The organism is Intestinimonas sp. HCP28S3_D6, from assembly GCF_052065695.1.
Classification (GTDB): Bacteria; Bacillota; Clostridia; order Oscillospirales; family Oscillospiraceae; genus Intestinimonas.
Map to the genome: position 1 here is coordinate 1 of NZ_JBQHTM010000029.1, position 26,429 is coordinate 26,429.

At 51.4% G+C, this 26,429-nt stretch carries 26 protein-coding genes and 2 pseudogenes; 13 read left to right on the plus strand and 15 right to left on the minus strand.

Annotated elements, in window-relative coordinates; all coding sequences use genetic code 11:
• Positions 1-43: 43 nt before the first annotated feature.
• The 4 genes from ACTNBK_RS10525 to ACTNBK_RS10540 all read right to left on the minus strand — a co-directional run bounded on the left by ACTNBK_RS10525 (position 44) and on the right by ACTNBK_RS10540 (position 3,768).
• Positions 44-1,342 (minus strand): relaxase/mobilization nuclease domain-containing protein, encoded by a 1,299-nt coding sequence (locus tag ACTNBK_RS10525; protein ID WP_441145919.1) that lies wholly within the window; start codon positions 1,340-1,342, stop codon positions 44-46.
• A complete protein-coding gene (locus tag ACTNBK_RS10530) occupies positions 1,342-1,659 on the minus strand; it encodes a plasmid mobilization protein (protein WP_087378833.1) in 318 nt (105 codons plus the stop codon). The genes ACTNBK_RS10525 and ACTNBK_RS10530 overlap by 1 nt, the downstream gene beginning before the upstream one ends.
• Before the next feature lie 523 nt (positions 1,660-2,182).
• Positions 2,183-3,370, minus strand: a complete 1,188-nt coding sequence (locus ACTNBK_RS10535) for an XRE family transcriptional regulator (RefSeq protein ID WP_441145922.1) — start codon at positions 3,368-3,370, stop codon at positions 2,183-2,185.
• Between the two features lie 80 nt (positions 3,371-3,450).
• Positions 3,451-3,768 carry a hypothetical protein gene (locus ACTNBK_RS10540; RefSeq protein ID WP_441145923.1) on the minus strand — a complete coding sequence of 106 codons (318 nt, stop codon included), beginning with the start codon at positions 3,766-3,768 and terminating at the stop codon, positions 3,451-3,453.
• Positions 3,769-4,241: 473 nt separating this feature from the next.
• Here ACTNBK_RS10540 and ACTNBK_RS10545 point away from each other — a divergent pair, with 473 nt between their 5' ends.
• Positions 4,242-5,057, plus strand: coding sequence for an immunoglobulin-like domain-containing protein (locus tag ACTNBK_RS10545; protein ID WP_441145925.1), 816 nt, complete (start codon positions 4,242-4,244; stop codon positions 5,055-5,057).
• Positions 5,058-5,242: 185 nt separating this feature from the next.
• Here ACTNBK_RS10545 and ACTNBK_RS10550 read toward each other — a convergent pair whose 3' ends face one another.
• The 11 genes and pseudogenes from ACTNBK_RS10550 to ACTNBK_RS10600 form a co-directional block, all read right to left on the minus strand.
• The gene (locus tag ACTNBK_RS10550) at positions 5,243-5,986 is read right to left on the minus strand and encodes a DNA-methyltransferase (RefSeq protein WP_441145927.1); all 744 of its coding nucleotides are present in this window, start codon (positions 5,984-5,986) and stop codon (positions 5,243-5,245) included.
• Entirely contained in the window at positions 5,976-6,569 is a 594-nt protein-coding gene (locus ACTNBK_RS10555; RefSeq protein WP_441145929.1) for a hypothetical protein, read from the minus strand. The genes ACTNBK_RS10550 and ACTNBK_RS10555 overlap by 11 nt, the downstream gene beginning before the upstream one ends.
• Entirely contained in the window at positions 6,566-7,345 is a 780-nt protein-coding gene (locus ACTNBK_RS10560; RefSeq protein ID WP_302668357.1) for a DUF7768 domain-containing protein, read from the minus strand. The genes ACTNBK_RS10555 and ACTNBK_RS10560 overlap by 4 nt, the downstream gene beginning before the upstream one ends.
• Positions 7,342-7,977, minus strand: a complete 636-nt coding sequence (locus tag ACTNBK_RS10565) for a hypothetical protein (RefSeq protein WP_302668358.1) — start codon at positions 7,975-7,977, stop codon at positions 7,342-7,344. Before ACTNBK_RS10565 ends, ACTNBK_RS10560 begins: the two co-directional genes overlap by 4 nt.
• Before the next feature lie 307 nt (positions 7,978-8,284).
• Positions 8,285-9,172 (minus strand): annotated as a pseudogene (locus tag ACTNBK_RS10570) (thioester domain-containing protein); the annotation flags it as partial.
• Positions 9,173-9,316: 144 nt separating this feature from the next.
• Positions 9,317-10,051, minus strand: coding sequence for a class D sortase (locus ACTNBK_RS10575; protein WP_441145931.1), 735 nt, complete (start codon positions 10,049-10,051; stop codon positions 9,317-9,319).
• A 35-nt stretch (positions 10,052-10,086) separates the two neighbouring features.
• Entirely contained in the window at positions 10,087-10,995 is a 909-nt protein-coding gene (locus ACTNBK_RS10580; RefSeq protein WP_441145933.1) for a hypothetical protein, read from the minus strand.
• A 74-nt stretch (positions 10,996-11,069) separates the two neighbouring features.
• Positions 11,070-11,345 (minus strand): toprim domain-containing protein, encoded by a 276-nt coding sequence (locus ACTNBK_RS10585; RefSeq protein WP_441145935.1) that lies wholly within the window; start codon positions 11,343-11,345, stop codon positions 11,070-11,072.
• Positions 11,345-11,989: a DUF3991 domain-containing protein gene (locus ACTNBK_RS10590; protein ID WP_441145937.1), complete on the minus strand. Its 645-nt coding sequence runs from the start codon at positions 11,987-11,989 to the stop codon at positions 11,345-11,347. The genes ACTNBK_RS10585 and ACTNBK_RS10590 overlap by 1 nt, the downstream gene beginning before the upstream one ends.
• A 92-nt stretch (positions 11,990-12,081) precedes the next feature.
• Positions 12,082-12,528, minus strand: a complete 447-nt coding sequence (locus ACTNBK_RS10595; protein WP_441145939.1) for a translation initiation factor 2 — start codon at positions 12,526-12,528, stop codon at positions 12,082-12,084.
• Positions 12,529-13,246: 718 nt separating this feature from the next.
• A complete protein-coding gene (locus ACTNBK_RS10600) occupies positions 13,247-13,753 on the minus strand; it encodes a hypothetical protein (RefSeq protein WP_441145981.1) in 507 nt (168 codons plus the stop codon).
• On the opposite strand from ACTNBK_RS10600, the gene ACTNBK_RS10605 reads away from it, so the two are divergent.
• The 12 genes and pseudogenes from ACTNBK_RS10605 (at position 13,685) to ACTNBK_RS10660 (ending at position 26,426) form a co-directional block, all read left to right on the plus strand.
• Positions 13,685-13,894 carry a helix-turn-helix domain-containing protein gene (locus tag ACTNBK_RS10605; RefSeq protein ID WP_441145941.1) on the plus strand — a complete coding sequence of 70 codons (210 nt, stop codon included), beginning with the start codon at positions 13,685-13,687 and terminating at the stop codon, positions 13,892-13,894. The two genes, ACTNBK_RS10600 and ACTNBK_RS10605, sit on opposite strands and share 69 nt — an antisense overlap.
• Positions 13,895-13,956: 62 nt before the next feature.
• Positions 13,957-14,574 carry a DUF1819 family protein gene (locus ACTNBK_RS10610; protein WP_441145942.1) on the plus strand — a complete coding sequence of 206 codons (618 nt, stop codon included), beginning with the start codon at positions 13,957-13,959 and terminating at the stop codon, positions 14,572-14,574.
• Between the two features lie 11 nt (positions 14,575-14,585).
• On the plus strand, positions 14,586-15,143 hold the full coding sequence (locus ACTNBK_RS10615; RefSeq protein ID WP_441145944.1) for a DUF1788 domain-containing protein: 558 nt from the start codon (positions 14,586-14,588) through the stop codon (positions 15,141-15,143).
• Between the two features lie 30 nt (positions 15,144-15,173).
• Complete coding sequence (brxC, locus tag ACTNBK_RS10620; protein ID WP_441145946.1) at positions 15,174-18,713, plus strand: BREX system P-loop protein BrxC; 3,540 nt, start codon at positions 15,174-15,176, stop codon at positions 18,711-18,713.
• Between the two features lie 25 nt (positions 18,714-18,738).
• Positions 18,739-19,971, plus strand: coding sequence for a DUF2130 domain-containing protein (locus ACTNBK_RS10625; RefSeq protein WP_441145947.1), 1,233 nt, complete (start codon positions 18,739-18,741; stop codon positions 19,969-19,971).
• Between the two features lie 27 nt (positions 19,972-19,998).
• Positions 19,999-22,563 (plus strand): BREX-1 system adenine-specific DNA-methyltransferase PglX, encoded by a 2,565-nt coding sequence (gene pglX, locus ACTNBK_RS10630; RefSeq protein WP_441145949.1) that lies wholly within the window; start codon positions 19,999-20,001, stop codon positions 22,561-22,563.
• Between the two features lie 82 nt (positions 22,564-22,645).
• Positions 22,646-22,951, plus strand: coding sequence for a YjcQ family protein (locus ACTNBK_RS10635; RefSeq protein WP_441145951.1), 306 nt, complete (start codon positions 22,646-22,648; stop codon positions 22,949-22,951).
• Between the two features lie 181 nt (positions 22,952-23,132).
• Complete coding sequence (locus ACTNBK_RS10640) at positions 23,133-23,939, plus strand: TIGR02391 family protein (protein ID WP_441145953.1); 807 nt, start codon at positions 23,133-23,135, stop codon at positions 23,937-23,939.
• A gap of 35 nt (positions 23,940-23,974) precedes the next feature.
• Positions 23,975-24,298, plus strand: a complete 324-nt coding sequence (locus ACTNBK_RS10645) for an antitoxin VbhA family protein (protein WP_441145954.1) — start codon at positions 23,975-23,977, stop codon at positions 24,296-24,298.
• Between the two features lie 4 nt (positions 24,299-24,302).
• Positions 24,303-24,908: a Fic/DOC family protein gene (locus ACTNBK_RS10650; protein WP_441145955.1), complete on the plus strand. Its 606-nt coding sequence runs from the start codon at positions 24,303-24,305 to the stop codon at positions 24,906-24,908.
• Positions 24,909-24,944: 36 nt separating this feature from the next.
• A pseudogene (locus ACTNBK_RS10655) lies at positions 24,945-25,853 on the plus strand (hypothetical protein); the annotation flags it as partial.
• Positions 25,854-25,862: 9 nt separating this feature from the next.
• Complete coding sequence (locus tag ACTNBK_RS10660; RefSeq protein WP_441145957.1) at positions 25,863-26,426, plus strand: hypothetical protein; 564 nt, start codon at positions 25,863-25,865, stop codon at positions 26,424-26,426.
• The last annotated feature ends 3 nt before the right edge of the window (positions 26,427-26,429 follow it).

Sequence of the window (26,429 nt, forward strand, 5' to 3'; positions counted from 1 at the left end):
CGCGGGGTTTACCGCGCTATGGTTTTTGCACCCTTGAGATGCCCTAATCTCTTTCGATTCCCATTTGCCTGTTTGCGGGCCGCTCTTTCCAACTGTTTTGCTCATCTCTTTCTTGCGTCAGATGCTCTGATGGGACGCCGCACCGCTCCAGCAGACGCACGGCCTCCATGTAGCGGGCAAACTCATCTTCCATGCCGGACAGCCCGTTCTCATAGAGTGCCTTGGCCGGTGCCAGGGCCTCCACATCCGCCAAGGCGTCGTACAGCGCCTGCTGCTTCTTTTTGTGCACATTGAGGATGGTGCGCTGCTTCATCAGATTGGCCAGCGTTTCCTCTGTGCGGCTTTGATAGGCGGTCATTTCGTCAGTGGTGGAAATGTTGTTCTCTCGCAGGAAAGCGAACTGTGTCCGGTACTGCTCAAATTTCATGACTTCCTGCCGCAGGTGCGGCGTCATCCTGGGGGGATACTGTCGCTGTTCGATTTTTCCCAACAGGTAGAGATAGTGAACGTACAGGGCCAAAAAGCCCGTGTATTTGGGGTGTCTGCGGTAGGGACGAAACATGGGTCTGTCCACAAAAGCGGCCCGTTGACCTGTCTCGATTTCCTCCAAATTGCCCAGGATGGCGGCACGGATACCGTCCTCTGTGAAGGCAGCATTTTTTCTGTCTGGATACTGAAACCGCTCCTGCCCCCGCAGACGGAATCCCAGACGGTTTCCGTGGCGGATCTCGTAGCCCTTGTGCTCCATGAGCAGGAAGAAGTGTCCCAGGTCATTGGCGTCCTCAATGGACTCCCGGAGATCCGCCTCCAGCATGGAGCGGAAGGTGGGTTGACCCTTGGATTGACGTAGCCACTCTACATAGCTCATGGATTTGGAGGTCTCTCCGGATAGGATCACGGAGAGGCCGTGCTCCCGGCACAGCCGGTCTGAGATGGCCCGGATCTGGCAGTAATAGCTTCTGGCGTTGCTATGATATTTCTCGCCGGTGTCTGCGTTTACGGAGTTGAACACAATGTGCGAGTGGATATGCCCCCGATCCACATGGGTGGCAATTACTGCCTCGTAACCGTTCAGATGCTCCGCAGCGAAAGTCTTGGCAATTTCCAGAGCCAGCTCGGGAGAGATTTCACCGGGCTTGAAGGACTGGACAATATGGTAATACTGGACGCCCCCCATGTTTTCGGTGTCCCGTTTCGTCTCCAGCATCTGACGGCACTCCCGGCCTGGCTCACAGCCCTGATGGGCAGTGAGGATCTTCTGCTCCGTCTTATCGCCATTCAGGATATAGTCGATCCCGATATCCAACCGACCTTTCCGAGCCAGGATCTTGGTGACGGCCATTACGGATTGGCCACCTGGTACATCAACTCATAGACTTTATCCAGCAGGAACAGTCCACGCCTGGCATCCTCTGCCGTGGCGATACCGGCATTGACGCTGCGGGCGATCTGGTTGATGTTATTGCCAATGTGATGGATCTCCGTGCGGAGGTCCTTGATTTCCTGGGAGGGTCTGGCCCGGATCGGAGTCCCGTCGATGAGCCGGACGATATAAGCCCGTTTACACAGCCCGCAGAGTTTGGCCTGACGACAGAGCTGCTGATACTGCTCCGCCGTCAGCTCAATGTGCAGATGGTGTTTTTCTTTTGGGAGCCCCAAGCGTGCCTCCTTTCTGCGGCTCTGCCGCAAACCTTCCGCCCGCAGGCGGCATTGGGGTCAGGGGTTTCCCCTGCAAGCGCGCAAAATGTACATTTGCGCTATGCTTGCCCAACGCCGCCCCAGGCGGCGTTGGCTCGGCCCCGCCGAAGCGGGGCCTTTTCTCATGCGGTAGGTGGATTATGATCCGGGCAGGCAGAGCCTGCCAACTCCTCGAAAAAGAAAAATCACCGCTCTGGACCAGAGCGGCGACGCTTATTGTGGGCTGGAATGCTCAATATTCCTCTGGCATGATCATCTCCACACAAGGGTGTCTATGTTAGCACCCTGAATGTCAAAAAATCCGGGCAGGGTGTCTTATGTGACACCCTGCCCGGATTGTAGCTATATATAATGTACCCAATAATGTAGACAGTTTATTGAAAAAACGACACCCTAATGATACGCTAATAAAACCCCGTTCTGTAGACAGTGAGGGTGCTAAAAGCAGGAGAGCGTATCCGCCCGGACACACTCTCCTGCGTCATCAACGCTCTGGCTCCGCAACTTTCCTTCCTGGCTGCATCCTTCGTTCCGGTGTCAGCTCCAAAAGCTGCCGCACACGTTTTTGCAAGTGCCGTTCAATCGCCCTCAGCCGGTCATCGGGCAGGTTCAGTCTAGGATGCCTTTGGAATGTAAAGCCAATCAGCTTGCGAAGCTGCCGCATCTGAACCGGCCCCATTACCTCCTGGCACACAGTTTCAAAGCTGATGCCATAGGGGGTCCCTCTGGTTCTGGCGTAGCTGTCCAAATCCTTGAAATCGTCTGGCATAGCGAAGTTGAATAGGGACAGACCATTGTCAAAAATCGGAGCCGCTCCGATCACCACTCCGCTGTGATTATCCCGCAGGACACCAAAGTTACCGAAGTGTCGATCCTCATTGTAGATCACAGCGTCGAACACCAGCATACTCTTGATATGTTCATACGTCTCCGGTCCCAGCTTCTCATAGTAGCCCAGGCAGGCTTTCAGACCACCCTCCCGCACAATACGGCCAATGGGGATATAAGATGTGTCAATATCGGTGAACAGTTTGCAGCGGGAGGCAAGGATGCCCTTCCAGTTCTCCAGCTCGTAGGGCACTGCGTTCAGGCCCATGGCCTGGGCCACCTGACTGGCGTAAAACTCACTGTATGGCTCGTTTCCGGTGTTTGCCGCACCGAAGGTTCCCCCTTTGTACAGGTAGATCCCCTTGCCATCTATGAAGCGCCATGCCTTGGGCAGCATCCCGTTGGTCGTCAGTTCCGGCGAGGTGGTAAAGGCGGCGTCACTTTGTCCGATGCCGGTGTAAGCCACCAGAGAGAGGATCTCGGAGAAGCGATTCTCATACAGATTATACTGTGCGAAGGTTCCAGAGAAGTCTCCAGGCACTACCCAGTAGCTGTCGTTGAGGGACAGCCCCTTGCACACGTCGATGATCCCTTTGGTATCATTGATGCTCAGGCCGAAGGTTTTCAAAATTTCCGCTACATAGGCTCTATTCTTGGGGATGACCCGCTTCTGGAGCCATTTCAACACACCGGCATCAGACAGCTCCATGTCCAGGGGCAGGAGCTGCCTGTGTTCCTCATTGGTCCACAGCAGCTTGGCCTTCAGACCTTCGATGCCCTGCTCCGCCAGGGAGAAAGACAGCAGATCCATATCATATAGACGCAGCATGTATTCCTGCTCCATGCCATGTTCACCTCCATTTCAGACAGTCAGAGATTTCTGGAATCGTATCAAGGTATGCATAAAACGGCTTTTTTATTTTCCTACTGTGGTACCCCGCAGCATCCAGACACTTTCCCTGCCTGAGACAACACATCTTCCTGTGTACCGTCATCATCATACCAAGTGCAGGAAGCCGCAAACTTGGGAAACCAATCTGTCCGAAGCAACGCCATCAAAATGGCCCACATATTAGAGAAATCTTCTTTGTGTCCGCTGTCTGTAAAAGTCATCGGCACATTGGCGGAGGTACAGCGCAGGCCCTTTGCGACAAAGCCTCTGAGAATCGTCTGCTTCACCGCATCCACAGTATATCCGTACTGCTGGATCTGCTCCTTATCAAAAGTGAACTCAACTTTCATGCACGCACCTCCTCCTGCTGTTTCATTATACCCGCCTGTTGGGGTGTTATCAAGGGCAATCTGCAGACATCCCTGTTCAAGCTAAGTGTTGATGGAAAAAAGTCCGTCGGTTTCACTAAATAGCAGTCCCTAACTTGAAAGCAGCCATGAGCAGCAGGTATTTTCCTAAAGCTCATGGCTGATTCTCTTTCTTGTAAGATTTAACTATCAATCAGAAAGTTGAGTTGATATATACCTACCCCTCCGAGCAGTTCTACTACCCGGTTACTTGGAAAAGTCTTTTACGACGGCCGCTGATGCTGGACACCAAGCACATGCTTCCAGATAGGGTGTAATACATAGGCAGCTGGTCGCAAGCTGATAATAATACCTTGCAGAAAGCCTTTTCATATTTTATGGCAATAAAAATGGAACATATTGAATTATTTTGCGTCTACATCAATAGAAACACATCTTAGATTGGAGGTATAGACATGAAAAAGTTAATAACACTGACCTTGACATTAATAACACTGTTCGTTCTTGCAGGATGTATGAATAATGGACAGTCAGATAAGCCTGCAGCTTCAGCAGGTAACACTTCAAATGTCAATAATACTGTGGCAACAAAAACACCTGATGACGCGATTAACGACAGCGGCAACAATGCGTGGACAGTCAAAATAGGGCATACAGTTGAGAAAATAGGAGAACTCTCACAAAAGGATATATCAACAATTTCTGATATATTAAATAGCGGTAATTGGATCAATGATGTGACAAAGTGTGCAAGTAATTGCGTGATTACAACAGCGGACGGTGAAGTATATGACTACCATTCTACCTGTGGTACATTCAATGATAACAAGAACCAGCGAAGTATGACCGTCACCAATGAAGAAATGAGAATGATAAACAGCATTCTCGTTCAGTATGGTGATTTAGAGGCAAACGATTGGGGATTAAGTCTCTCTGTGAAAAATGTTGCTTCCGCTGGTGCCACACTGGTAATTTCCCAGTCTAGCGGCAGTCCGTCCGGAGAGTTGTGGTATGGGCCAGCGTATAAAATCCAGTCTCTAAATGGGGATACCTGGGAAGATGTACCTTATGTTACTGAGGCTGATGTAGAGTGGACAGAAGAAATCTATATGGTAGAAATGGATACAGATTGCGAAATTGTGTTATCTTGGGATTGGTTATACGGCAACCTACCGGAAGGGCCATATCGTATCGTCAAGCAATTTATGGACGTCCGTAGTTCTGGAGATTATGATAAGGAAACCTATTATGCAAATTTTGAAATAAAGTAGCGTCAACGCTTAGAGCTAAGAGGACTGCGATTCATCAGAATTGATTGAGAATCAAAGGAGCCTTATCCTAAATTGGATAGGGCTTCTTTTCTTATCTAACTATGTTCCCGTCAAAAAGACGAAAAATTTCAATTTTCCTTGAAATCAACACCTTCCTTGAACTGGGAGCTGCAGACAGAAGACCGTCACGCACTCTGGGCCAGCTCCCGTGCAATCCGTTCTCTGGACAGAGCGGCGTAGGCGTCGGTGACCTCGATGCCGGTGGCGGAGTAGCCCTCCAGCACGGCGGCCAGCACTGTGCTGCCGGAACCGGCAAAGGGGTCCAGGATACGACCGCCCGACTCCGTGATCTTCACCACATCCCGCATGAGCTGCAAGGGCTTTTCCGTCAGGTGGATGCGGTTCTGGGGATTGCCATACTTGAATACGCCGGGCAGACAAGGGACAGGTCTACTGATGGGCATATCCCCGTTGGAGCCCCAGACAATGTACTCAGCCTGCTGGCGGAAGCGGCCCTTCTTGGGACGGCTGTTGCCTTTGTCCCAGACAGCTGTACCGCGCCAGATCCACCCCGCCCACTGGAGCGCATCTGTGGCTGCAGGGAGCTGCCGCCAATCGATGAACATGCACACAGGGGCACCGGGTTTACAGACCTTGCGGGCGTCATAGAGCCATTCAGCGGCCCAGCGGGTCCAGGAACGCTGATCCTTGGAGTCGCCGTCAAAGGGAGGGGGCGCGCTTTCCCCCATGCTGGAATATTTCTTGTCGGTGGACTTGTTTTTCTCCGCCTGGGTCCGGCCCCCGGAGGCATAGGGGGGATCGGTGATAACCGCATCAAAGGTATTAGGGTCGAACTCGCGCAGGACCTTCAGTGCGTCGCCGTGGATGATCTCCCAACTGGGACGGATCGCAGTGATGTTATCGCTCATAGGCATGTTTCTCCTTCTTTCCTTTGGATTGATTTTGGAGCGCGGGCAGATCCGTCTCCACATATTCGCTGATGATACACAGCGCCTCATGGTAACTGTGGCAATTCCCTCCGGTGATGCGGTCGCACATCTCTTTGGCTTGGTCACCCATGCCATGCTCCCGGAGCGTTCTGGACGCTGCCCCCATCAGGTTGAAGATGTTACCGTCTTGTTCAATCAGCGAACAGTACGGTTTTGCTCGCTCCTGCTGGTTCGGCTGATCCGGGAAACCACCCAGCCGATTGGGCACATAGTCGGACAGCCAAGTGCTGCCAAACTGGCTGTGTGTCTGAATCCGCCACACCGCAAGCTTTCCCACATTCAGCTGTACCCCCTCAAAAGAGAACAGCAGGTTTGTGAGGCCGTCGTGCTGGAATGTGGCCGCATGTTCAAATTTGGTGCCATTCAGCAGGATTCCTTCCTGGGTGAGCAGATCATTGATTCCGTCCACCCATTCCTGAAGGTCGCCGCCGCAGCCCTGGAGGATCAGCCCCTCCTCATCGGTCATGTGCCGCAAGTCCTCCGTGGTCTTTTCTCGGATCATTTGACCTCCTCGCGCTTGGCGCTTTTCTTTCTTCTGGGCGAAGTACGTCCCTTCGTTTTCAAATCGGTTACCACTGGGATATCCAGTTTATTGGCGCGATGGATCTCCGCCCACATCCCTTCCGTGACCGGTCCATAGACATTGACCTGCTGGCACTTTTCTACCAGCCGCAGGCCCATCTCCCGTGCGGCCTGATCCTGCACCGGATCGCCCGGATCTGCGATGGGCGGGAACATGAGATGGGGGCAGGCCGGGATGTCGCCCGCCTGAAAGACTTCCTGGGCTTTCTGTCTGGCAAACTCAATGTTTTTCTCTACCTCGCCTCGAAGGGGCGCACAAATGTACACCAATTTGGGGCCATGATCCTTCGCCGGGACTTGAATACGGAAGGTCTCCACATAGTCGCTGGCCATTTGCCGGAGCTGCCGGTAGTCCTCCTGGGAGGGATGGTAGGCATACCAATCGATCCGGTCACCATCTACCCAAATATGCGGATCAACGCCATCCCGCAGGTAGGGGTTGTTGGGGATTTTCTGTTTTCCCCATACATCCTTGAACCGAAGAGTCAGCTTGTCCACCACACCCTGATTGCTGTCCAGCAGCGTCAGGCGGAGAGCCGCATAATGATCCGCATGGCCCAGTGTAACAAATTCAGCCCTCACCTGACGATTTCTGTCCAAGCCACCCAGGCAGGCGCGGCCTACAAAGACCGGATCATGGATCACAGACCCGTCCGCAAACAGTTTGCGGAGTTCCTGCTCAAAAAAGTTGCTCATCTGCTTATCTCACAGCCTTTCTGTTTCTTTGGAGGAGAAGGAACTGGCTGTTGAGGAGCCAGTTCGTCTCGGGACGAATCCCGGATCACAGAACGGTTTTTCCCGCTGATCACCAGAGTATCCAGTGTATCATTGCGGATCTCCTCACCGCTGATCACCAATGCGCTGCCTGTCAGACGCACATCCCCGGATACTTTGCCATAGACCGCGCAGTGGCCAGACAGAATGGGAACACCCATGGTATCTTTGTCATTGAGGATCATGGAAAAACCGGAGGCCCTGGCAGAGGCGCTGAGCACAGCGCCGCGTATATAGGCATTGTCCTCTGCCCGCGCATGACCGGAAAGGACAGCGCCCATAGAGATATAAGCGTTGTCGCAGACGACCGCCTCTCCGCGCAGAACAGCCCCCTTGTCAACATAGGCGTCATTGCAGGCAATGGCATCGTCAAAAATCCATGCGGTATCGTCCGGCTCAAAGGAAAGGTTGCTCTCGCTCTCCACGAAGCCACCTAAATCACCGGCTTTGACCTCCGCACTCACATCCCGGAGTGCCCGGATACGATGAAGAAAGGGATACTTTTCGTGCGAGATCTCCGTGATTTCATATTTCTGATTGCTCGTTGTTCTCATCTCCTTTTTTATGCAGCATTTTGGAACAGACTCTCCTGCGCATCTTCCAGACGGAACTCCGCGTCAATGTCGGAGAAGGTCTCGCTGCGATTGAATTTCTCGCTCACCTTGTTGGGTAAGGCCTGCAGCTCCAACATCCGTTCCCACAGGTTCGAGTGGTAGTCATAGAGATGGCGCAGTTCTTTTCTTTTGGCGTTAGGGCAGAACCAACAGCCCCCGCGGGTTGTAAATGTGTAGACAGGCGAAAGCAGCCCTGCCCGCTGGCAGAGCTGCTTTGCATCTTCCTCTGTACAGTTGTATTTGTCCAGTACTGGGCTACCGGTGCGGAAAGGGAGAGCTGCACATTACCGGACTGTCCCTCCACACTGCTGGCGGGATAGAGCACCTTGAATGTGCCCGCGTAGCCATCCGAGGTGGGCTGGGTGGTAACGGCGGGGATCTCGTTGTTGTTGGCATCCACGATCTTTGTGCCATCCGGAACACTGCCGGGATCAGAGAACGATACGGTCACATCATAGTCGTACACCCAGGTCTCGCTCCAGACAGTAAATACCTGTTGCAAGTATGCCTGGCCGTCGATGGTCACGGGGTAGGCCGTAGACTTGTCCGCTGTGACGGTCATCCGGGGAGAGAGCATATAGTTGTAGGTCGTACCCCGCTTATAAATGTCCTTGGCAGCGGCTAGGATGCGATTGCCAATGTCCAGTTCAGAGCCGGTCAGGCCGGGGGCTACCTTCAGATTGGCGATATTCCAGTTTGGGAGCAGGTAGCACCAAAGGGCCATTTTGGTGGCGTAATATGCCTGATATTTGTTGTCCAGGTTTAGCTCCCCCAGGCTGCGGTGAGGGTAGCCGTTGGAGATGATACCCACCACTTTGGGGTCGCTGGCCTTTTCCTCGGCCAGGTACTTGATGCTCTCACCAGGGCCTACGCTCTGCGGGACGCCGGGGGTGGTGGGGTTGACGCAGTAGGCTGGGGACTCCTTTGTTGTTCCATCATTGGATTCGTACAAAAAGTAGGTGTATGTCTGCTTTTTGACTGCTCCGTTGATAGAGAGGTAGCCCAGTTCATAGTCTCCATTGTAGATGTTGACCTCGCCCAGGGCTTCTTCCACACTGTCTGCGGCAAAGACCGATGTGGGTAGGATGCCAAGCAGCAGGATACAGGCCAAAAACAGGGATAGCAGTTTTTTCATAGCGCCTCCTTCAAAATGGGCGGAAAGAGGTGTTGAACATACGTTGCTCATCACCTCTTTCTAAACATGATTTAGTTAAGATTCAGAAGAAGCAAAGAAAAAAGCGCAGTGCGTTTCCTTGTGTTGAGAGAAAACGCTCTGCGCTTAAAGTTCTACGGCCCGGACGCACCAGCGGTATGCCCGCTGATCCCGCACACAGGTAAACAACGTGATACGGTTGTCACTGGTAGTGGCGGTGCCGCTGGTATCTGTCTCCAATACCTTTTCTACACTGACCACCTGATAAGTGCGTGTGCCCAGCTTGGTGGTCCAGGTAATGGTATCGCCTGGCTCCAGGGTGTGCAGGTCTCCAAAATCATCCCGGACCCCGCGGTTGTGACCCGCAATGCAGCAGTTGCCGTCCCAGATGCTGGTGCCAGGGAAATGACCGGCCCCTTTTGACAGAGTGCTGCTGTCTGTCCCTTCGTAGACCTTGGTAGACAGGCCGATAGCCGGGATCTTGAGCGTCCCCAGATGTCCGCCGGAGTAGTAGAGATCGCTGGTGACGGCAGTATAGCCGACGTCCTGGCCAGAACTGCCCCCATTTCCTGTGTCGATCACAGGGTAGTTGACGCTCCCTGTCTGGGACACCAGCCCGCCGCCATCCAGAGCACCGGGGATGAGATTGGGCGTCAGAGGGTCGCCGCTGCCGGGGAGATAACTGGTAGGTGTGCCAAATCCAGGCGGGATCAGGGCGGTGTTCTTACTCCGGTCTACATTGGGATCTTCCCATTTGTAGATGGTGTCATCGCTGGTAGGTCTGCCGAATAGGTAATCGTCCGGGGCCTCCATGGTATATTCCAGGGCGCTGGCCTGTCCCACGCACAGGGCGCATAGCATTGTGGCCAGCAGAAGTGCTCTCAGCTTCAGTTAAATCAGCTCCTTCCTTTATACCGCTTGAACAGGAAAACCCCACCTGCAGTCAGCAAGAGAATCGCGCCGCCAATCAGGAGGGGCTGTTTGATGTCGATATCTGCCATGGCCCCGTTTGAGCTTTCGCTGGAAGGGGTATCTGTGGGGGCCGAGTCTGTCTGCTCCTCGGGAACCTCCATGCTGCCGAAAATGGCGGTATAGGTCAACACAGAGCAGTTGGTTTTGGAAATTTGGCCGGTATAGTCTGCCGTAACAGTGTAGCCAGTAGCATAGGTGCTGCTGGTAGTGCCGGTATATTTGGCAGTGGCGGTATAACGGGTGACGGCCCCATCCGCCCCGGCTTCACTGGTCTCGGCCCACTGGACGTCTGCCAGAGTCAGGCTTTTCCCATTGTCCTCAATGCTCTTTGGAATCAAAGATACATCCGCTTCCGAGAGATTGGGATAGGTGCGGGTGGCGGAGAGATCCTTTGTCCGGGTAGCATAACCGTCTGCCGCTACCTTAACCGTGGTATGATCCAGTGTCAGAGTGCCGGTATAACCGTCCTCTGTGGTTACCTCCAGCTGCGGTTCCAGACTCTGGAGGATCTTCTCCATATTGTTGGTCTCACTGGCCAGAGTTTTGGTCTGGGTGATGGTCTGAATGTCCACCCCAACCTCGTCCTTCCGCGTCATGTCCAGCAGATAATAGAGGCGGCCATCCCGCTCAAAATCCTCGGTGGGAATCTGGGAGGGGTCATCTGCCAGGGACAGCTGGTACACTTTCTTGATCCTGGGGCTGTCTCCCTCCATATACTCCTCCACCGATGTGGGGTAGTAACTGGCACTTTGCTCCGGTTCGGCGGCCAGAGCAGGGACAGATGCCGCCAGGAGCAGGGTCAGGGCGCACATTGTGGTCAAAATGCGTTTCATACTGGATTCCTCCTACAACAATTTTTCTTTTGATTTGCCGGAAATCATATTGTCATTTCTTCTTTTGGAAATTGTCACCCCCTTTCCCGGAGCACATTTCGTTGCAGCAGATACTCATTCCAATCCTTTCCCTGTGGCGGAAGTTGTTGAGACACCTCATAGCCCTCTACGCAGAACATTTCTCGGAGTTTTTGGGCTGCCTGCCAACCATGTTCATCGTTATCCAGGCACAGAATAATCCGGCGTATGTGTGGGTTGTCTCGCAAATAGGTCCGCAGTCCTCCTTCGTACAGCCCGCACAGCGCCACTGCGTTGGAGGTTACTTTCCGGTGCAGGGTGCAGAAGCTCATCAGGTCGATTGGGGCCTCAAAGACAAAACTGCATCATGCTTCTTGCTGCAGTGAAGACGAAATGCGATGTCCTTATTGCTGCCTGGGACATCCCCCTTAAAGCTGCTGCCGTTCCAATCATAGGTTCCTCGTTGATTGGCAAATACCGGCGCTCCTGATTGGTCCCGGCCAACAAAGACACAGTTGTGATGTTGGGCGTCCTCGTACAGCAATCCAGCCTCCACAAAGCCCCGGATCACTTGGGGTGCGATCCCACGCTTGCGGAGATAGGCAAACACCCTGCGGTGATCCACGTTGGCAGGTGGGAGGGTAAAGGGGACCTTTTCCTTGGTCTGCCGCGGAGTGCTCACCGGGGGAGAGTCACGGGCGCGGCCATGCCAGGTCAGCAGGTACTCCACGGCCTCCGGGAAACTTTTGTTATAGAACCGCTGGAGGAATGTGATGGCATCTCCGCCGATGCCCTCTGAGTAGCGGAACCAGGTACGTCTGTCCTTGATCCGGATGCTATCCATCTCCTGCGTGGTGTAGTACCTGCCGATCCGCTTCACCTGGTAGCCCAGGGAGATCAACAGATCCGGAAGGTCCGTGTCTCGGACAGTGGCCATTTCAGCCTCTGTAAAGCGCGTCCTTTCTGCTGTTTGCATCATGTCACCTCCTTCTCGAAAAAACAAAAAAGGGGCCGGAGGACACATCCGCTTGAGATGTGTTCTCCGGCCCCTTGCTTTGACTCCTTGTGTTATTGTTCGATGTCCGCTGTGTCTCTCTCCGCCTCCGCACTGGCCTCGCTGGCGTCTGGGGTGGTACCGGCGGCTCCACTGTCCTCCGGGGCTTCCTCGGTGCTCTCAGGGGCCTCCTGTGGGGCCAGGCTGGCTTCGGCTTCCGCCAGCGCCTGTTCGATCAGGCCCAGGACGAAGTCCCGCTGGGTGAGCTTTACGCCGGTCCGAGCCGTTTCTCTGGCCAGGTGGGTCTTGATGCGCTGGAAGAGTTCCTCGGGAATCTGGAATGCCATCGTTCTGCTGCCTGTCATGTTGATTCCTCCATTCTCATCTTTCATCTTGTAGTATTCAGTGAGCAGTGCTGCGATGTACTGGCTGGTAGTCATCTCCAGGCGGTCTTTTTCTTCTGTTACCCGGTTGTGCAGGGCGATGTCGATTTGAGCGCATAGGTTTTTCTTGTCTGCCATGGTCTGCTCTCCTTTCCTCGTTTTGCAACGCAAGTATATCCAAAACCATGGCAGAAAGCTATTACCAAGACCACCAAGGAACCAAGGACAAAGCAAGTAATACCACCAACTGAAACAGCTACGTAATAAAAAGAGAGAAGCCCCCGTTGGCAGTTCGATTTGAACTACCAGCGGGGGCTTCTCTCGCTGTTTTCTCTTTGCTCAGAGGTTCGAATCACACCACATCACGAAAATGGCCTTTTGCATCTCCATCTCGGCTGGTGCTCGATTTTTCCCTCTAAGACGGCTGAAACCCTTGCCGCAGCAAGGGTTTCAGGGGTTGCATCTTTTTCAGCAACCTTAGTTGGTCCGAGTGGCGCGACTCGAACGCGCGGCTTCCACATCCCAAACTTTTGAATAAAAATTTTTCTACTTTTTCCGACGCTTTATAGCCGTTTTTGCTTTATTATTGACGCTCTTCGCAACTCTTGGCTCCACTGTTTCCGCACACTCCACGGCTGTCTGTAGTCAAACATGTGGTCAAAAACCGCTTTCTGAACACCCTCGTGACAGGGGACAGAAAGCGGTTTTTCATAGTCTGCCGGAGTGCCGCGGGCAGGTAATCCGGCCCCCCGGTTTGCCGCATTGTACCTCTGATGAGGTGGTTAAGCAAGCCCTTTATGCAGGGATAGGCGGCGCAGAATTTGCATCGCTATAGACAAAGAATAGAAACTTTCCCTTAATACGAACTGCGTTTTAAGGGAAAGCGCACCAGAAGTAAGGGAAAGTGTCTGCGCTCTGCGAGTAAAACGCTGTTGACTTTCATCATAATTTTATCATGAATATTTTTCGATTGGTACTCAAAGCGAGGATAACCCGCAGGTTGGGTCAGGCATAATCTTCCTTCATCAATGGTGATCAATTCATAATCCTGAAACGGGTTTGCCCTATAATTCATTGTCTGACCTCCGTTCACTTTGCCCTCGCTATGAGGTGTTGGCATTGTAGCTCTGACTGCACGGAGGTTCAACTGTTTTTGCCTTGCGCTTAAATGCTGAACAATTCCTGCAAAACGGTCATATTCACCCGAAGTATAAGAGACTGTATTGAATAGAAGCCCGGCTTGTGCTACAATATAAATTAGGTTTATTATACATACTTTGCTGAGGTGAAAAGCATGAAAGCAAGCTACAAAAAATTGTGGAAGCTGCTCGTTGACAAGGAAATGAGCAAGGGTGATCTTCATAAAGCATCAGGGCTTTCGTCCAGCACGATGACCAAACTCAGAAAAGGCGAAGATGTGTCAATGGAAGCTCTGCGCAAAATCTGCATTTGCCTCGACTGCAATATCGGTGACATTGTGGAGTTTGTGGACGAAAGCAAGTAAGAGTCCGCTTTATGGGACAGCTAATATGATACAATAACAGCGAGCTTGGAAAACAAGTTCAGATGGAGAAACGCATGGAAAGATCCTTAATCTATAATGGGACGATCACGGCGGAACAGTTCCTCTTCTATGAAATCCGCATTGCATCGAAATATTACCTCGATGGGACATCCGTAGAGGACGCTATCGAAGAAATCAAAGAGAACAATCTGTTTCAATACCCGACCGAGCGGCTTGTTGCCCGCATGGCGCGAAGCTGCTACAAGCGGCTGGACGCATTAGACGATGAACAGCTCCGGCAGGAATTATCATCGGCTCCGGCTGAGATCGCAAAGCAGATCAACCTCTATGCCATGATGCGCTACAACCGCATTGTCTGGGACTTCATGGTCGGCGTGATCGGAGAAAAGTTCCGGAGTCAGGACTTCGAGTTTTCGCGGAAAGACCTGAATGTCTTCTTCTCCCACTTGCAGGAGCAGAACGACGATATTGCCGGATGGAGCGAGTCAACGGTCAATAAGATCAAGCAAGTGCTGACGAAGATTTTAGTTGAGGTTGAGATCCTTGACACCTTCAAATCGACGCGGCTCAATCCGCTGTTCCTCTGCGAAGAGTTGGAAGAAGGCATTCGCAGAAATAATGATCTCGAAGCACTCGTGGCTTTTAACTGCTTTAGATAGGAGGCTCTGGCATGAGTGACATCAAGCAAGAGTTAGATAAAATCAGAGGACGTATTTCCGAACCAAGTTTTCTGAAAAACGAAGGCTTGAGCAACGAGGTTGGCATTCATGTGTTCTGCTATGATCCGGCAGACGAGTTGATCGTCAGAGACTTCGTTTCCCGGCTGAAAGCGGAGAGCGGAACGCCATACCACATTAAGGAATGTGACCTCTACGAGATTTTCCTGAGACTCTTGGAGGACAAGCGTGTTCTGAAATCCGTGGACGGGCTGGAAGAAAAGCGCGGAAAGGAATACCTTCTCAAGCAGCTTCAAAAGATCGCAACGCCGGAGGCACTTCTGGAATACATGAAGTATGAGCCGCATGAGTACGGTGATGTTCTCTTCCTGACCGGCGTGGGAAAAATCTTCCCGTTTATGCGCTCTCATAAAATGCTGGACAGTATGCAGCATCTCTTTGAGGACATCCCTATTGTGATGTTTTATCCGGGATCGTTCAACGGGCAAGACCTCGGATTGTTTGGAAAGTTTCTGGACGGACACTACTACCGGGCATTCAACCTTTTGTAATTGGAGGAAAGCGGCATGAAAATACAAAGTATGTTCCAAAAGGACATTGACCGCCCTATCAACGGCGTTGTTAAGGTCATGCAGGATGACCAGCAGAGCTTAAAGGATGAACTGAGTGAATACATCATCACGAAGGAACTACGGCGTCACTTTGCCACATTCTTTGATAACTACGTCAAGGCGATTGATACCCCGACCGATAAGATCGGCGTCTGGATTTCCGGCTTCTTTGGCAGTGGTAAATCTCACTTCCTGAAAATGCTCTCCTACCTTCTCTCCAACAAAGAGGTGGACGGCAAACACGCCTTTGATTACTTTGCGGACAAGTTTGATGATCCGATGATGTATGCGACGGTGCAGAAATGCGTTCGCATTCCCACGGAGTCCATCCTGTTCAACATCGACATCGAGGGACCGATCAACAAGGACAAGACCGCCGTGCTGCGCGTCTTTGCGAAGGTATTCTACAATCACTGTGGCTTCTATGGCGAAGACCTCAAGGTGGCGAAGCTGGAACGCTTCATTGATAAGCAGGGCAAGACGGATGCTTTCCGCGCCGCATTCAAGGAAGTCAACGGGGAAGAGTGGGTCAACGCCCGCGATTCCGCCGCCTTCTTCGAGGATGATGTGGTTGAGGTTTTGCAGTCTGTTCTCGGCATGAGCGAGACAGCAGCCCGCAACTGGTTTAACGGCGAAGAGAACGCCGACATGAGCATCAAGCAACTCGTCTCCGAGATCAAGGAGTATGTGGACAACAAGGAAGGCAACTTCCGCCTTCTGTTCTGCGTGGATGAAGTCGGTCAGTACATCGGTGACGATGGTGATCTGATGATGAATCTGCAATCGCTGGTGGAAGAGATCGGTGACAAATGCCGGGGCAAGGTCTGGGTCATGGTCACCAGCCAGGAAGCGATTGATTCCGTTGTGAAAATCACCGGCAATGACTTCTCCAAGATTCAGGGACGCTTCAACACTCGTCTGAGCCTTTCTTCCTCGTCTGTCGATGAGGTCATCAAAAAGCGTGTTCTGGCGAAGACAGAGGACGCGGATCACCTCCTGCAAATGGAGTACGAGAAAGAGGCTTCCGGCTTAAAGAGCCTGTTTGCCTTTGATAATCCGATCCTCGATATCAAGGGCTTTACCAGCGCGGCGGAGTTCAGCGCGACCTTCCCCTTTGTGCCGTATCAGTTCATCGTCATCCAGAAGGTTCTCGCAGAGATCCGCAAGCACGGCAACTCCGGCAAGCACCTTTCGGGCGGCGAACGCTCCATGCTGTCCGGCTTCCAAGAGGCGGCGCAGAAAATCGAAAACAAGGATGAAAACGCCCTTGTGCCGTTCTATCAGTTCTATGACACGGTACATACCTTCTTGGAGAGCACCATCCGCCGGGTCATCGACCGCTGCCAGAATGCGGCGGATGCCAACGACGGCTTGGAACAGCAGGACGTGAATGTCCTCAAGTTGCTCTACCTTGTCCGCTACATTGAAGATGTCAAGGCGAACATCGAGAACATCGCCATCCTGATGATCGACGATATTCACACGGACAAGATCGCCCTCCGCGCGTCCATCACGGCTTCTCTGGAACGCCTTCTGTCTCAGAACTACATCTCCCGAAATGGCGATACCTACGCCTTCCTGACGGACGAGGAACAGGATATTGCCATCGACATCAAGAACACGCCGGTTGACAGCGCACAGATCGTCCAGAGTATTTCTCAGACGGTCTACGGCGAAATCTATCCGGCAAAGAAATATAAATACGGCAAGTATGACTTTGCCTACGATCAGTACGTTGACGAGACGCTGAACGGCGCGTCCACTGGCGGAATGCGGCTTCGCATTGTCACCGTGGCAAGCGACCTCTACGGCGTTGGAGACCAGCGGCTTATCATGGACTCGCAGGTCAACAACGAGGCAATCGTTGTTCTCTCGGCGGACACGCCCTATTTTGATGAGCTGGAACAGGCGATGAAGATCCGCAAGTATGTCAAGCAGCGGAACGTGTCGCAGATGCCGGAGAGCATTCAGCGGATCATCCGCGACCGTAACGACGAGGCACGGAAGCTGGAAAGCCATGCGCGCAGCCTGATCGAAAAAGCCATCGTCGAGGGCAAGTTCTATGTTCACGGCGAAATCCTCGACCTGAAATACGGCTCCGCAAAGGACAAGCTGGATGAGGCTATGAAGAGCCTTGTCGAGAGCGTCTATTCCAAGCTCAACATGGTCAATCAGTTTGTGGACAGCGACGCCGATATTCTCGCCATCCTTAACGGCGCGTATGAAGATGTCAGCTTTACCGGGCTGGGCGCGAACAACGAAGACGCCCTCAATGAGATCAGTCAGTGGTTGGAGCTGCAAAACCAGAAGATGCTCAAGACCTCGATGGGCGATGTGCAGCGCCGGTATCAGGCGATCCCCTACGGTTGGAAGGAAATCGACATTGCAGCCCTGATTGCCCGCCTGATCGTCCAGCAGAAGATCCAGATCAACTATGGCGGCGCGGTGGTCGGCAAGGAAGAACGCCGTTTGGTGGACTTCCTGCGAAAGAAGACCGAGATCGACAAAGCCATCGTCGCACGGCGCATTGCCCCCTCCGAAGAGCTGATCCGCAAGAGCGTCAACTTCCTTCGGGACTATCTGGGCGCGATGGACATTCCCTCCGACGAGGACGGGCTGATCCGCTTTGTCCTGAGTACCTTTGAAACCAAACAGAGCCACTATCAGAAGCTCCTTGACGAGTTCTACTCCAAAGAGCGTTACCCCGAAAAAGAAACCGTCACCGCTGCCCGCGACCTGATGAACGATGTTTTGAGCCAGCGCAAGGACAATGTTGCATTGCTCAAGCGGATGGTGCAGCGGCAGGACGATCTTCTCGATTCCGCCGAGGATATGGAAGGCGTGGAGATGTTCTTCAAGGCGCAGCGGACGGTGTTCGACGATGCCAAGAAGCGCCTTGCCAGCATTCTCAAGGAAAGAGACTACTTTGCGGCGGACGCAGACACGTTGAACGTCATCAGCACGATGTCTACGATCCTTGCCATGCCGAAGCCGTACTCCCGCATCGGGGAGTTGCCGGAGCTTGTCCAGGAGGTCAAGACTGCCTACGACAGCTTGCTGGATATGAAGCGCGAGGAAGTTGCTGAGAATATCCGCCAGTGTATGCAGGATGTTCACCAGCTTGCCAGCGAAGCGCGGGACGCTGGGGCACTGCTCCGTCAGGCGGACGATCATTTCGTGAACAAGCGTGAAGCGGCGAAAACGGCAACCTCCCTCACTGAACTGGACGCCATGATCACGCAGCTTCTTAACTACAAGGATACGATCTGCCGCCGCATGGAGGTCATGTCTGCCTCCCGTCAACAGGAAGCGCAGAAGCCCGCACCCACAGCGACCGCAGAGCCCGGAACACCCGCGCCGAAGTCCCCGAAGATCATGACCGTGCGCCGGTACGACCTCTGCTCGGTCAAGCGTCTGCAAAGCAAGGAAGACATTGATAAGTACGTCGAGGCAATCCGTGAAAAGCTCATGAAGACGCTCGAAAGCTGCGACGGCGTGCAGATCAACTGATTATATTTAGAAGGGACAGAACGGTATGCAGGAAATTAGATGCCCTAAATGTGGTGAAGTATTCCAGGTCGATGATAGCGGATACGACCAGATTGCACAGCAGGTGCGTGATAGAGAGTTTGAGAAAGAACTTGATCGCCGCAAAAAAGATTTGGATGCTAAACGTGAACAGGAACTTGAGATAATTCGCTTGCAAGAGGAAAAAGAGCATACTGCGAGTATTACACAGAAAGATGCTGAGATTTCAGAGAAGGATCAAAAAATAGCAGAACTGCAGGCCAAACTTGACGCCAGTGAAACGGCAAAAAAACTTGCTGTTGCAGAGGCAGTTGAACAGAAGAACGTGGAATTATCTCAAAAAGTGACTGAGATTGCCAACCTCAAGGGTGAACTAAAGAGCAAAGATACAGAGAGCCGCCTGAACGAGAAGTCCCTTCAAGAGCAGTATGAGGAAAAACTCAAGTTGAAAGATGAGCAGATTGAGTATTACAAAGATTTCAAAGCACGGCAATCAACAAAGATGATTGGTGAGAGTTTGGAGCAGCATTGCCTGACACAATTTAATACGATTCGAATGACAGCCTTTCCAAACGCCTATTTTGAGAAGGACAATGATGCTAAGACTGGCAGTAAAGGTGACTTCATTTACCGTGAGTGTGGTGAGGACGGTACGGAGTTCATCTCCATTATGTTTGAAATGAAGAACGAGGCAGATGAAACCGCCACCAAGCACAAGAATGAGGACTTTTTCAAAGAATTGGATAAGGACCGAAACGAAAAGGGCTGCGAGTATGCAATTCTTGTCTCTCTTCTTGAAATCGACAATGAACTGTATAACAACGGCATTGTGGATGTGTCCTATAAGTACCCAAAGATGTATGTTATCCGTCCGCAGTTCTTCATTCCGATGATTACACTCCTGCGGAATGCTGCGAAAAACTCCTTGCAATACAGGCAGGAACTTCAAATTGTTCGCAACCAGCAGGTTGACATCCGCAACTTTGAGGAAAACATGAACGCCTTTAAGGAAGGCTTTGCCCGGAACTATCGTTTGGCAAGTGAGAAGTTCTCAACGGCGATTGATGAGATTGACAAGACAATCGACCATTTACAGAAGACGAAAGCAGCACTTCTTTCCTCCGAAAACAATCTCCGTCTCGCAAACAACAAAGCGGAAGACCTTAGCATCAAAAAGTTGACAAAGAATGCTCCGTCTGTTAAAGCAATGTTTGATGAGTTGGGGAAAGAGAAAGCGTAATACACGCATAGTTAGGAGATAACGAGCATGAATAAAGGTGCAATTCAGAAGTTTGCGATCTGGGCGCGGAACGAGCTGATCGCTCAGGTTTCCCAACGTGCCTATCAATATGGAATTGACGAGTCCGGCTTCGGTGACGCTTCTGCGGACACCCTGAATGGGCGGCTGCTGACGGCAGAGGAAAAGTCCCAGCGGCAGGAACTCATCAAGCAGGTCAAGGAAAAGGGCTATAAGCAGGTTATGGAAGAGGTTGCCTACACTTGGTTCAACCGCTTCATCGCCCTGCGCTTTATGGAGGTCAACAATTATCTGCCCTCCCATATCCGCGTGTTCTCGGACGCTTCCGGCGCGTTCAAGCCGGAGATCCTGAATGACGTGCTGCACCTTGATCTGCCGGGACTGGACAGCGGCAAGGTGGCGGCGTATATCGAGAGCAACGACACGGAAGCCCTCTACCGCTATCTGCTGCTGACGCAGTGCAACGCGCTGAACAGTGCGCTTCCTGTCATGTTCGAGCGGATGGGCGGCTACACGGAAATGCTGCTGCCCAACAACATTCTCCGTCAGGACAGCGTTCTTGGTCACATGGTCTCCGACATTCCCGAAGAGGATTGGACGGATCAGGTGCAGATCATCGGCTGGCTGTACCAGTATTACAACACCGAGTTGAAAGACGATACCTTCGCCCAGCTCAAGAAGAATGTCAAGATCACGAAGGAGCGAATCTCTGCCGCGACGCAGCTTTTCACACCGGACTGGATCGTCCGCTATATGGTGGAAAACTCTCTCGGCAGACTTTGGCTGGAAGGACACCCCAATGCCGAACTGCGGGGCGGCTGGAAATACTATCTGGACGAAGCCAAGCAGGAGCCGGAGGTGGAAGCGCAGCTTGCCAAGCTCCGGGAGGAATACAAGACTATTAAACCGGAAGAGATCAAGGTCATCGACCCCTGCATGGGCAGCGGTCATATCCTTGTCTATGCCTTCGATGTGCTGATGCAGATTTATACCTCCGCCGGTTGGGATCAGCGGGAGGCGGCGCAGAGCATCCTCAAGAATAATCTCTACGGTCTTGACATTGATGACCGTGCGGCGCAGCTTGCCTACTTTGCGGTCATGATGAAGGCTCGGCAGTATGACCGGCGTTTGCTCACGCGCGGGATTCAGCCGAATATCTACTCTATCCGTGAGAGCAACGGCATTCAGGCAATGACCATCGAGTATTTCCACAGGAATGATCCGAAGCTGAAAGCCGACATTGAGAGCATCGTCACCGAAATGCGGGATGCCAAAGAGTACGGCTCCATCCTGAACATCACGCCCGTGGACTTTGCCGGACTGTACGCCCGGTTTGACGAGATCCGCGAGGACATCAATATGATGCAGATGTCGGCATTGGACGAACTGCTGCCGGTGGTCAAGTGTGCCGAAGTGCTGGCGCAGAAGTATGATGTAGTGGTGACAAATCCGCCGTATATGGCAGTCAGCAACGCCGGGGCAAAGGTCAACGACTATGTTAAGAAGAACTTCCCGAACAGCAAGGCGGATATGTTTGCCGTGTTCATCGAACGTTGCGGGCAGATGACGAAGAAGAACGGCTATCAGGCGATGATCACGCAGCACGCTTGGATGTTCCTGTCAAGTTTTGAGAAGCTGCGTACAAAGCTGCTGGCGGTCGATATTGTCAATATGGCGCATCTCGGCGCAAGAGCGTTTGAAGAGATCGGCGGCGAAGTGGTGCAGACCACATCGTTTGTCATCCGCAAAAGCCATATTGCAGATTATAAGGGCGAGTATTGCCGCCTGATCGAGCCGACCTCTCAGCAAGGGAAAGAGGATATGTTCCTCGCGGGCGAGAATCGATATGCGGCGGATCAGTCCAACTTCTCCAAAATCCCCGGTTCGCCGGTGGCGTATTGGATGAATCAAAATGCGCTGCGGGCATTTGAGAATACAACATTAGGCGAAAAAACCGTTGCTTCAGTTGGAATCCAGACCGGCGATAACGAACGATTTGTTCACTGCTGGTGGGAAGTGCTATTTGATGATATTTGCTTCTCGGCAAAAAAGGAAGCAGACTCCTTTCAAGAAAAAAAGCATTTTCCTTATAACAAAGGCGGCGAGTTCCGAAAGTGGGCAGGAAATGACTATTATGTTGTTTGGTGGCAGAATGATGGAGAACAAATCAAAGAGAGTAGCTTGCAGACTGGTCACCATTATCAGCAGTATTCTGATGATTTGAAATTCAAACCACTCGTTACATGGTCGCGCATAACAACAGGGTTACCAGCATTTCGATACAAAAACTCTGGTTATTTATCTGATATGGCTGGATTTTGCCTCTATTCTACCAATACTGATCTAAGGTATGTTGCGGCTTTTTGCAACTCGTCGGTTGCCGCGTATTACCTTCAAATCTTAGCACCCACGTTAAATATAATGACTGGACAGGTTCTTGCACTACCAGTATGCGCTTCAGCAGATAATGACAATCGTATTCTGTCGTTCGCAGAGTCTTGTGTCGATCTTGCAAAGGACAACTGGGATAGTTTTGAAAACTCATGGGGATTCAAGCGGAATCCGCTGGTGTGATATGGAAGCCGAGTAATAGCGTCATTACAATTAGTAAGATACCTAATTTCTCAATACTCTAACTACCAAAGGAGAATATATCATGGCGAAGGATAAGTTGAAAATAATGCTTAGTTTCATGCGCGAACTCAACGATAATAATATTCCCTGTGCCACAGATTATGATATTACTGCGGATGAATTTGGAGACATTATAGAGATGTGTCAAGATGCAGGGTATATCAAGAATGCAAAGGTAATTAGAGGTGGTCAAGGAAATAAAGTCTGCGGTTTGTGGCTGGATACAGTGAAACTAACGCTTTCCGGATTAGAATACCTGCACAATAACTCTGCACTGATGAAAACATATAAAGGAATGAAATTCATACAAGATTGGCTGCCGTGGTGATTCTGCGAGAAAGACTGATATTCAATGGATCAGTATATAGATAAGGATTTGAGAAGCAGACCTATGGGCGGAATGTTTTCCAATAAATACGCCGCTTCACAACACATATTCGGAGTATGATTACGGCTCCCACGAAACCTCGTGAGACTACAAGCGGAGTCTGTTGGCTTAGGAGGAAAGCATGGCTGATATAATTATCTTCAACAACAGTCAAATAACGCAAATTAGTCATCTGTTTGGTGACCGGGTGATGACAGGAAGTGAAATTACGCGCGTGTTCACCCGACTCGGCATTTCTGATAGCAGTGGAGAGTCTACAAAATGGCGCAGGCTGGAATACGCATTTACCGCTCGCCAGAATAATGACCACGCAGGAAATGCAATCTTGCGTTTTATTCAAGAAGTATTGTCACCTGTAAACTATGTTCAGCGGCAAGATGAATTTGAGGATTACCGTTCCGAGCTTAATGGCATCCTTTCGTTTAGTGGAATACAATATCGGAACGACGGAAAGTTTGAAAAGGTGTCAGCAGCAACGACTATAAGCGATGCTCAAAAAAGAATACAGAGCATTTTACCCAAACTTCGTCAACGAGGCGTTCACGCACGCGTAATTCAGTACTGCAACGAAGAACTTCTGAAAGAGAATTATTTTCACGCTGTTCTCGAAGCAACAAAAAGTCTCGCAGAGCAAGTTAGGCAGTTGAGTAACCTCACGGAAGATGGTTCGCCTTTGTATGATAAGGCATTTTCAACTTCCTCGCCATATTTGATATTAAACAGCCTCCAAACTGAAAGCGAAAAGAACCAACAAAAAGGTTTTTGTCTAATGTTAAAAGGTATAAACAGCATGGTGCGAAATGTTACTGCACATACGCCTAAAATCAAGTGGATTATTGATGAGGATGAAGCAGTAGACATCCTAATGACGATCTCGTTCCTGAATAAGTACTTGGACAGTTGCCAAGTTGTAAGAATGGAACCCTGAAATGATAAAGCGCAACGAAACAAAGGAGAAACGCTATGCCATATTTAGAAACTGTTCAAGAGTTTCCAAATGATGGAACATCGCTTAGAACTGACTTGCGACTAACTTGCAACCTGACACGCAAGATCAGTATTCAAGTTGTAGAAGGAAATATTGATATGGGAAAACTGACTTCCGAGAAATATGCTGCGACTCCGCAGCACAAAAGCAATCTCCGCAACATCCGCGGAACCTTTGCCGCCGAGGGCATGACGATCAGCAAATCCACCCGCAGCAACCTTGACCGGATCGCCAGCGGCCAGACCAGCTACCAGCAGGTCTTGACCGAACTGCGGGCAAAGTACGAAAAGAGAGGATAACGCCATGTTCTCCAAATATGACGTCTACACCACAGTCCAGTCCATGTACTGTTATCCGGACAGCGATGTTCTGAAAAATAAGCTGAATATCCGTGACAAGGCGGAGCTGAAACAGGCGGAAGAAGAGTTCACCGCCGTCAAGCAGCTTGTCCTGCTGCAAGAGCCGATGAAGGGCCGCTTTACGAAAACGCATCTCCTGCGGATTCATCGTTTTCTCTTTGAAGACGTGTATCCCTTCGCCGGTCATATCCGCAGAGAACAAATCAGCAAGGGTGATACGATGTTCTATCCGCCGGAGATGATCGACCGGCAGTTGGGGCGCGTCTTTGATGAGATCCACACGAAGAAGCTGCTGTCAGAACAGGATTTGAAAAAGCAGATTCAGAACCTCTCTCATGTAATGACGGAGCTGAACATCATTCACCCCTTCCGCGAGGGCAACGGACGCAGCATCCGTGAACTGATCCGCTGCATGGGATTGGAATACGGCCTGCGGCTGAACTGGGGCAATACCGACCGCGACACGCTGATCGACGCCGCGATTGCCTCGGTGGATGATGATATGGCGTTCTGCGATGTCCTGACGCAATGTTTGGAAACGGAGGAATAAACAATGGGAAGACTGATTTCTGAGAAATATGCTGCTTGGCAAGCCGAGTGTGAAGAGCGTTTCCAGCAGCTTAAAAAGAACGAGGAAGAACTCAACCGTATTTTCATTGACATCTACGGCTTGCAGGATGAATTGACGCCGGATGTGGCTGACAAGGATATTACTGTGCATCGCGTGTTCGACAGCAAGGACGATGTGCCGGAGTCCATGAAGGGCAGCAACTATGTCCGCACCATGCGCGACGAGATCGTCTCCCTCATCTCCTATGCCGTGGGCTGTATGTTCGGGCGGTATTCTCTGGACGTGGAGGGACTCGCCTATGCGGGCGGCGAATGGGACGAAAGCCAGTACAAGACCATCATCCCGGACAGCGACAACATCATCCCCATCTGCGATGACGAGTATTTCGACGATGACATTACCGGACGCTTCGTGGAGTTTGTCCGTAAGGTCTACGGCGATGATACGCTGGAAGAAAACCTAAAGTTTGTTGCCGACGCGCTGGGCGGCAAGGGTACGCCCCGCGAGGTGATCCGCAGCTACTTCCTGAACGACTTCTACGCCGACCACCTGAAAACCTATCAGAAGCGCCCAATCTACTGGCTCTTTGACAGCGGTAAGAAGAACGGTTTCAAGGCGCTGTGCTATATGCACCGCTATCAGCGCGATCTTCTCGCCCGGCTGCGCACTGACTATGTGCATGAACAGCAGGAGCGTTACCGCACCCAACTTGCCCAGCTCGGTGATGCTATCGACCATGCCAGCGCATCCGAGCGCGTGAAGCTGACCAAGCAGCAGAAGAAGTTCCAAGATCAAGCGACCGAGCTGCAAAAGTACGAGGAAAAGGTTCACCACCTTGCCGACCAGAACATCGAGATCGACTTGGATGATGGTGTGAAGCATAACTACGAACTGTTTGCCGACGTGCTGGCGAAGATTAAGTGAGGTTGCGTAATGTCAGACATTGATTTAGATAAGCTCAAAAGCATGAATTTTGCACTTCCAGAATATGATCTGCGCCCCATGCAAAGCCACATAGCCCAGCTAAACCGGCAGCAAGAGCAGACTATCCGTGCGATTGAGCAAGCAAGGGCAGAAAAAGAGGCAGAAGAATTGCGCCGCCATAACGAGATAGTAGCTGCCCTTAAAGAAGCCGGAGAAAAAGGCGCAACGATCGTTGTCGGAGACAATGCAAAAGATGTCCAGATACAGCAGAATACAACTGGATCGACTCAAGTAATTCAAAAAGCCGAAGAATTAGATTACGAAAAGGTCAAAGACGTTCTTACTGAAATCTGCGAATACTTTGCACTACCACAATTTCAGTCCGCATTTGGAGGAAATAGTGATAACGTCAAATCCATTGTTAAGGAAACACTGGATGCAGTAGAAAAGAAAGAGGACGAGACCCTTATTAAAAAATCTTTGCGTGTACTCCGAGAAATAGCTATTGGTGCAGCAGGTAACCTGATTGCATCCGGCGTTGTTGCTTTGCTGGGAACACTTCCAATCGGATAAAGG

Coding starts and splice junctions, on each gene's coding strand:
- ACTNBK_RS10525 (WP_441145919.1), bottom strand. CDS start 1,342: ATGGCCGTCACCAAGATCCTGGCTCGGAAAGGTCGGTTGGATATCGGG.
- ACTNBK_RS10535 (WP_441145922.1), bottom strand. CDS start 3,370: ATGGAGCAGGAATACATGCTGCGTCTATATGATATGGATCTGCTGTCT.
- ACTNBK_RS10540 (WP_441145923.1), bottom strand. CDS start 3,768: ATGAAAGTTGAGTTCACTTTTGATAAGGAGCAGATCCAGCAGTACGGA.
- ACTNBK_RS10545 (WP_441145925.1), top strand. CDS start 4,242: ATGAAAAAGTTAATAACACTGACCTTGACATTAATAACACTGTTCGTT.
- ACTNBK_RS10550 (WP_441145927.1), bottom strand. CDS start 5,986: ATGAGCGATAACATCACTGCGATCCGTCCCAGTTGGGAGATCATCCAC.
- ACTNBK_RS10555 (WP_441145929.1), bottom strand. CDS start 6,569: ATGATCCGAGAAAAGACCACGGAGGACTTGCGGCACATGACCGATGAG.
- ACTNBK_RS10560 (WP_302668357.1), bottom strand. CDS start 7,345: ATGAGCAACTTTTTTGAGCAGGAACTCCGCAAACTGTTTGCGGACGGG.
- ACTNBK_RS10565 (WP_302668358.1), bottom strand. CDS start 7,977: ATGAGAACAACGAGCAATCAGAAATATGAAATCACGGAGATCTCGCAC.
- ACTNBK_RS10575 (WP_441145931.1), bottom strand. CDS start 10,051: ATGCTATGCGCCCTGTGCGTGGGACAGGCCAGCGCCCTGGAATATACC.
- ACTNBK_RS10580 (WP_441145933.1), bottom strand. CDS start 10,995: ATGAAACGCATTTTGACCACAATGTGCGCCCTGACCCTGCTCCTGGCG.
- ACTNBK_RS10585 (WP_441145935.1), bottom strand. CDS start 11,345: ATGAGCTTCTGCACCCTGCACCGGAAAGTAACCTCCAACGCAGTGGCG.
- ACTNBK_RS10590 (WP_441145937.1), bottom strand. CDS start 11,989: ATGCAAACAGCAGAAAGGACGCGCTTTACAGAGGCTGAAATGGCCACT.
- ACTNBK_RS10595 (WP_441145939.1), bottom strand. CDS start 12,528: ATGGCAGACAAGAAAAACCTATGCGCTCAAATCGACATCGCCCTGCAC.
- ACTNBK_RS10605 (WP_441145941.1), top strand. CDS start 13,685: ATGAAAGCAAGCTACAAAAAATTGTGGAAGCTGCTCGTTGACAAGGAA.
- ACTNBK_RS10600 (WP_441145981.1), bottom strand. CDS start 13,753: ATGAAGATCACCCTTGCTCATTTCCTTGTCAACGAGCAGCTTCCACAA.
- ACTNBK_RS10610 (WP_441145942.1), top strand. CDS start 13,957: ATGGAGAAACGCATGGAAAGATCCTTAATCTATAATGGGACGATCACG.
- ACTNBK_RS10615 (WP_441145944.1), top strand. CDS start 14,586: ATGAGTGACATCAAGCAAGAGTTAGATAAAATCAGAGGACGTATTTCC.
- brxC (WP_441145946.1), top strand. CDS start 15,174: ATGTTCCAAAAGGACATTGACCGCCCTATCAACGGCGTTGTTAAGGTC.
- ACTNBK_RS10625 (WP_441145947.1), top strand. CDS start 18,739: ATGCAGGAAATTAGATGCCCTAAATGTGGTGAAGTATTCCAGGTCGAT.
- pglX (WP_441145949.1), top strand. CDS start 19,999: ATGAATAAAGGTGCAATTCAGAAGTTTGCGATCTGGGCGCGGAACGAG.
- ACTNBK_RS10635 (WP_441145951.1), top strand. CDS start 22,646: ATGGCGAAGGATAAGTTGAAAATAATGCTTAGTTTCATGCGCGAACTC.
- ACTNBK_RS10640 (WP_441145953.1), top strand. CDS start 23,133: ATGGCTGATATAATTATCTTCAACAACAGTCAAATAACGCAAATTAGT.
- ACTNBK_RS10645 (WP_441145954.1), top strand. CDS start 23,975: ATGCCATATTTAGAAACTGTTCAAGAGTTTCCAAATGATGGAACATCG.
- ACTNBK_RS10650 (WP_441145955.1), top strand. CDS start 24,303: ATGTTCTCCAAATATGACGTCTACACCACAGTCCAGTCCATGTACTGT.
- ACTNBK_RS10660 (WP_441145957.1), top strand. CDS start 25,863: ATGTCAGACATTGATTTAGATAAGCTCAAAAGCATGAATTTTGCACTT.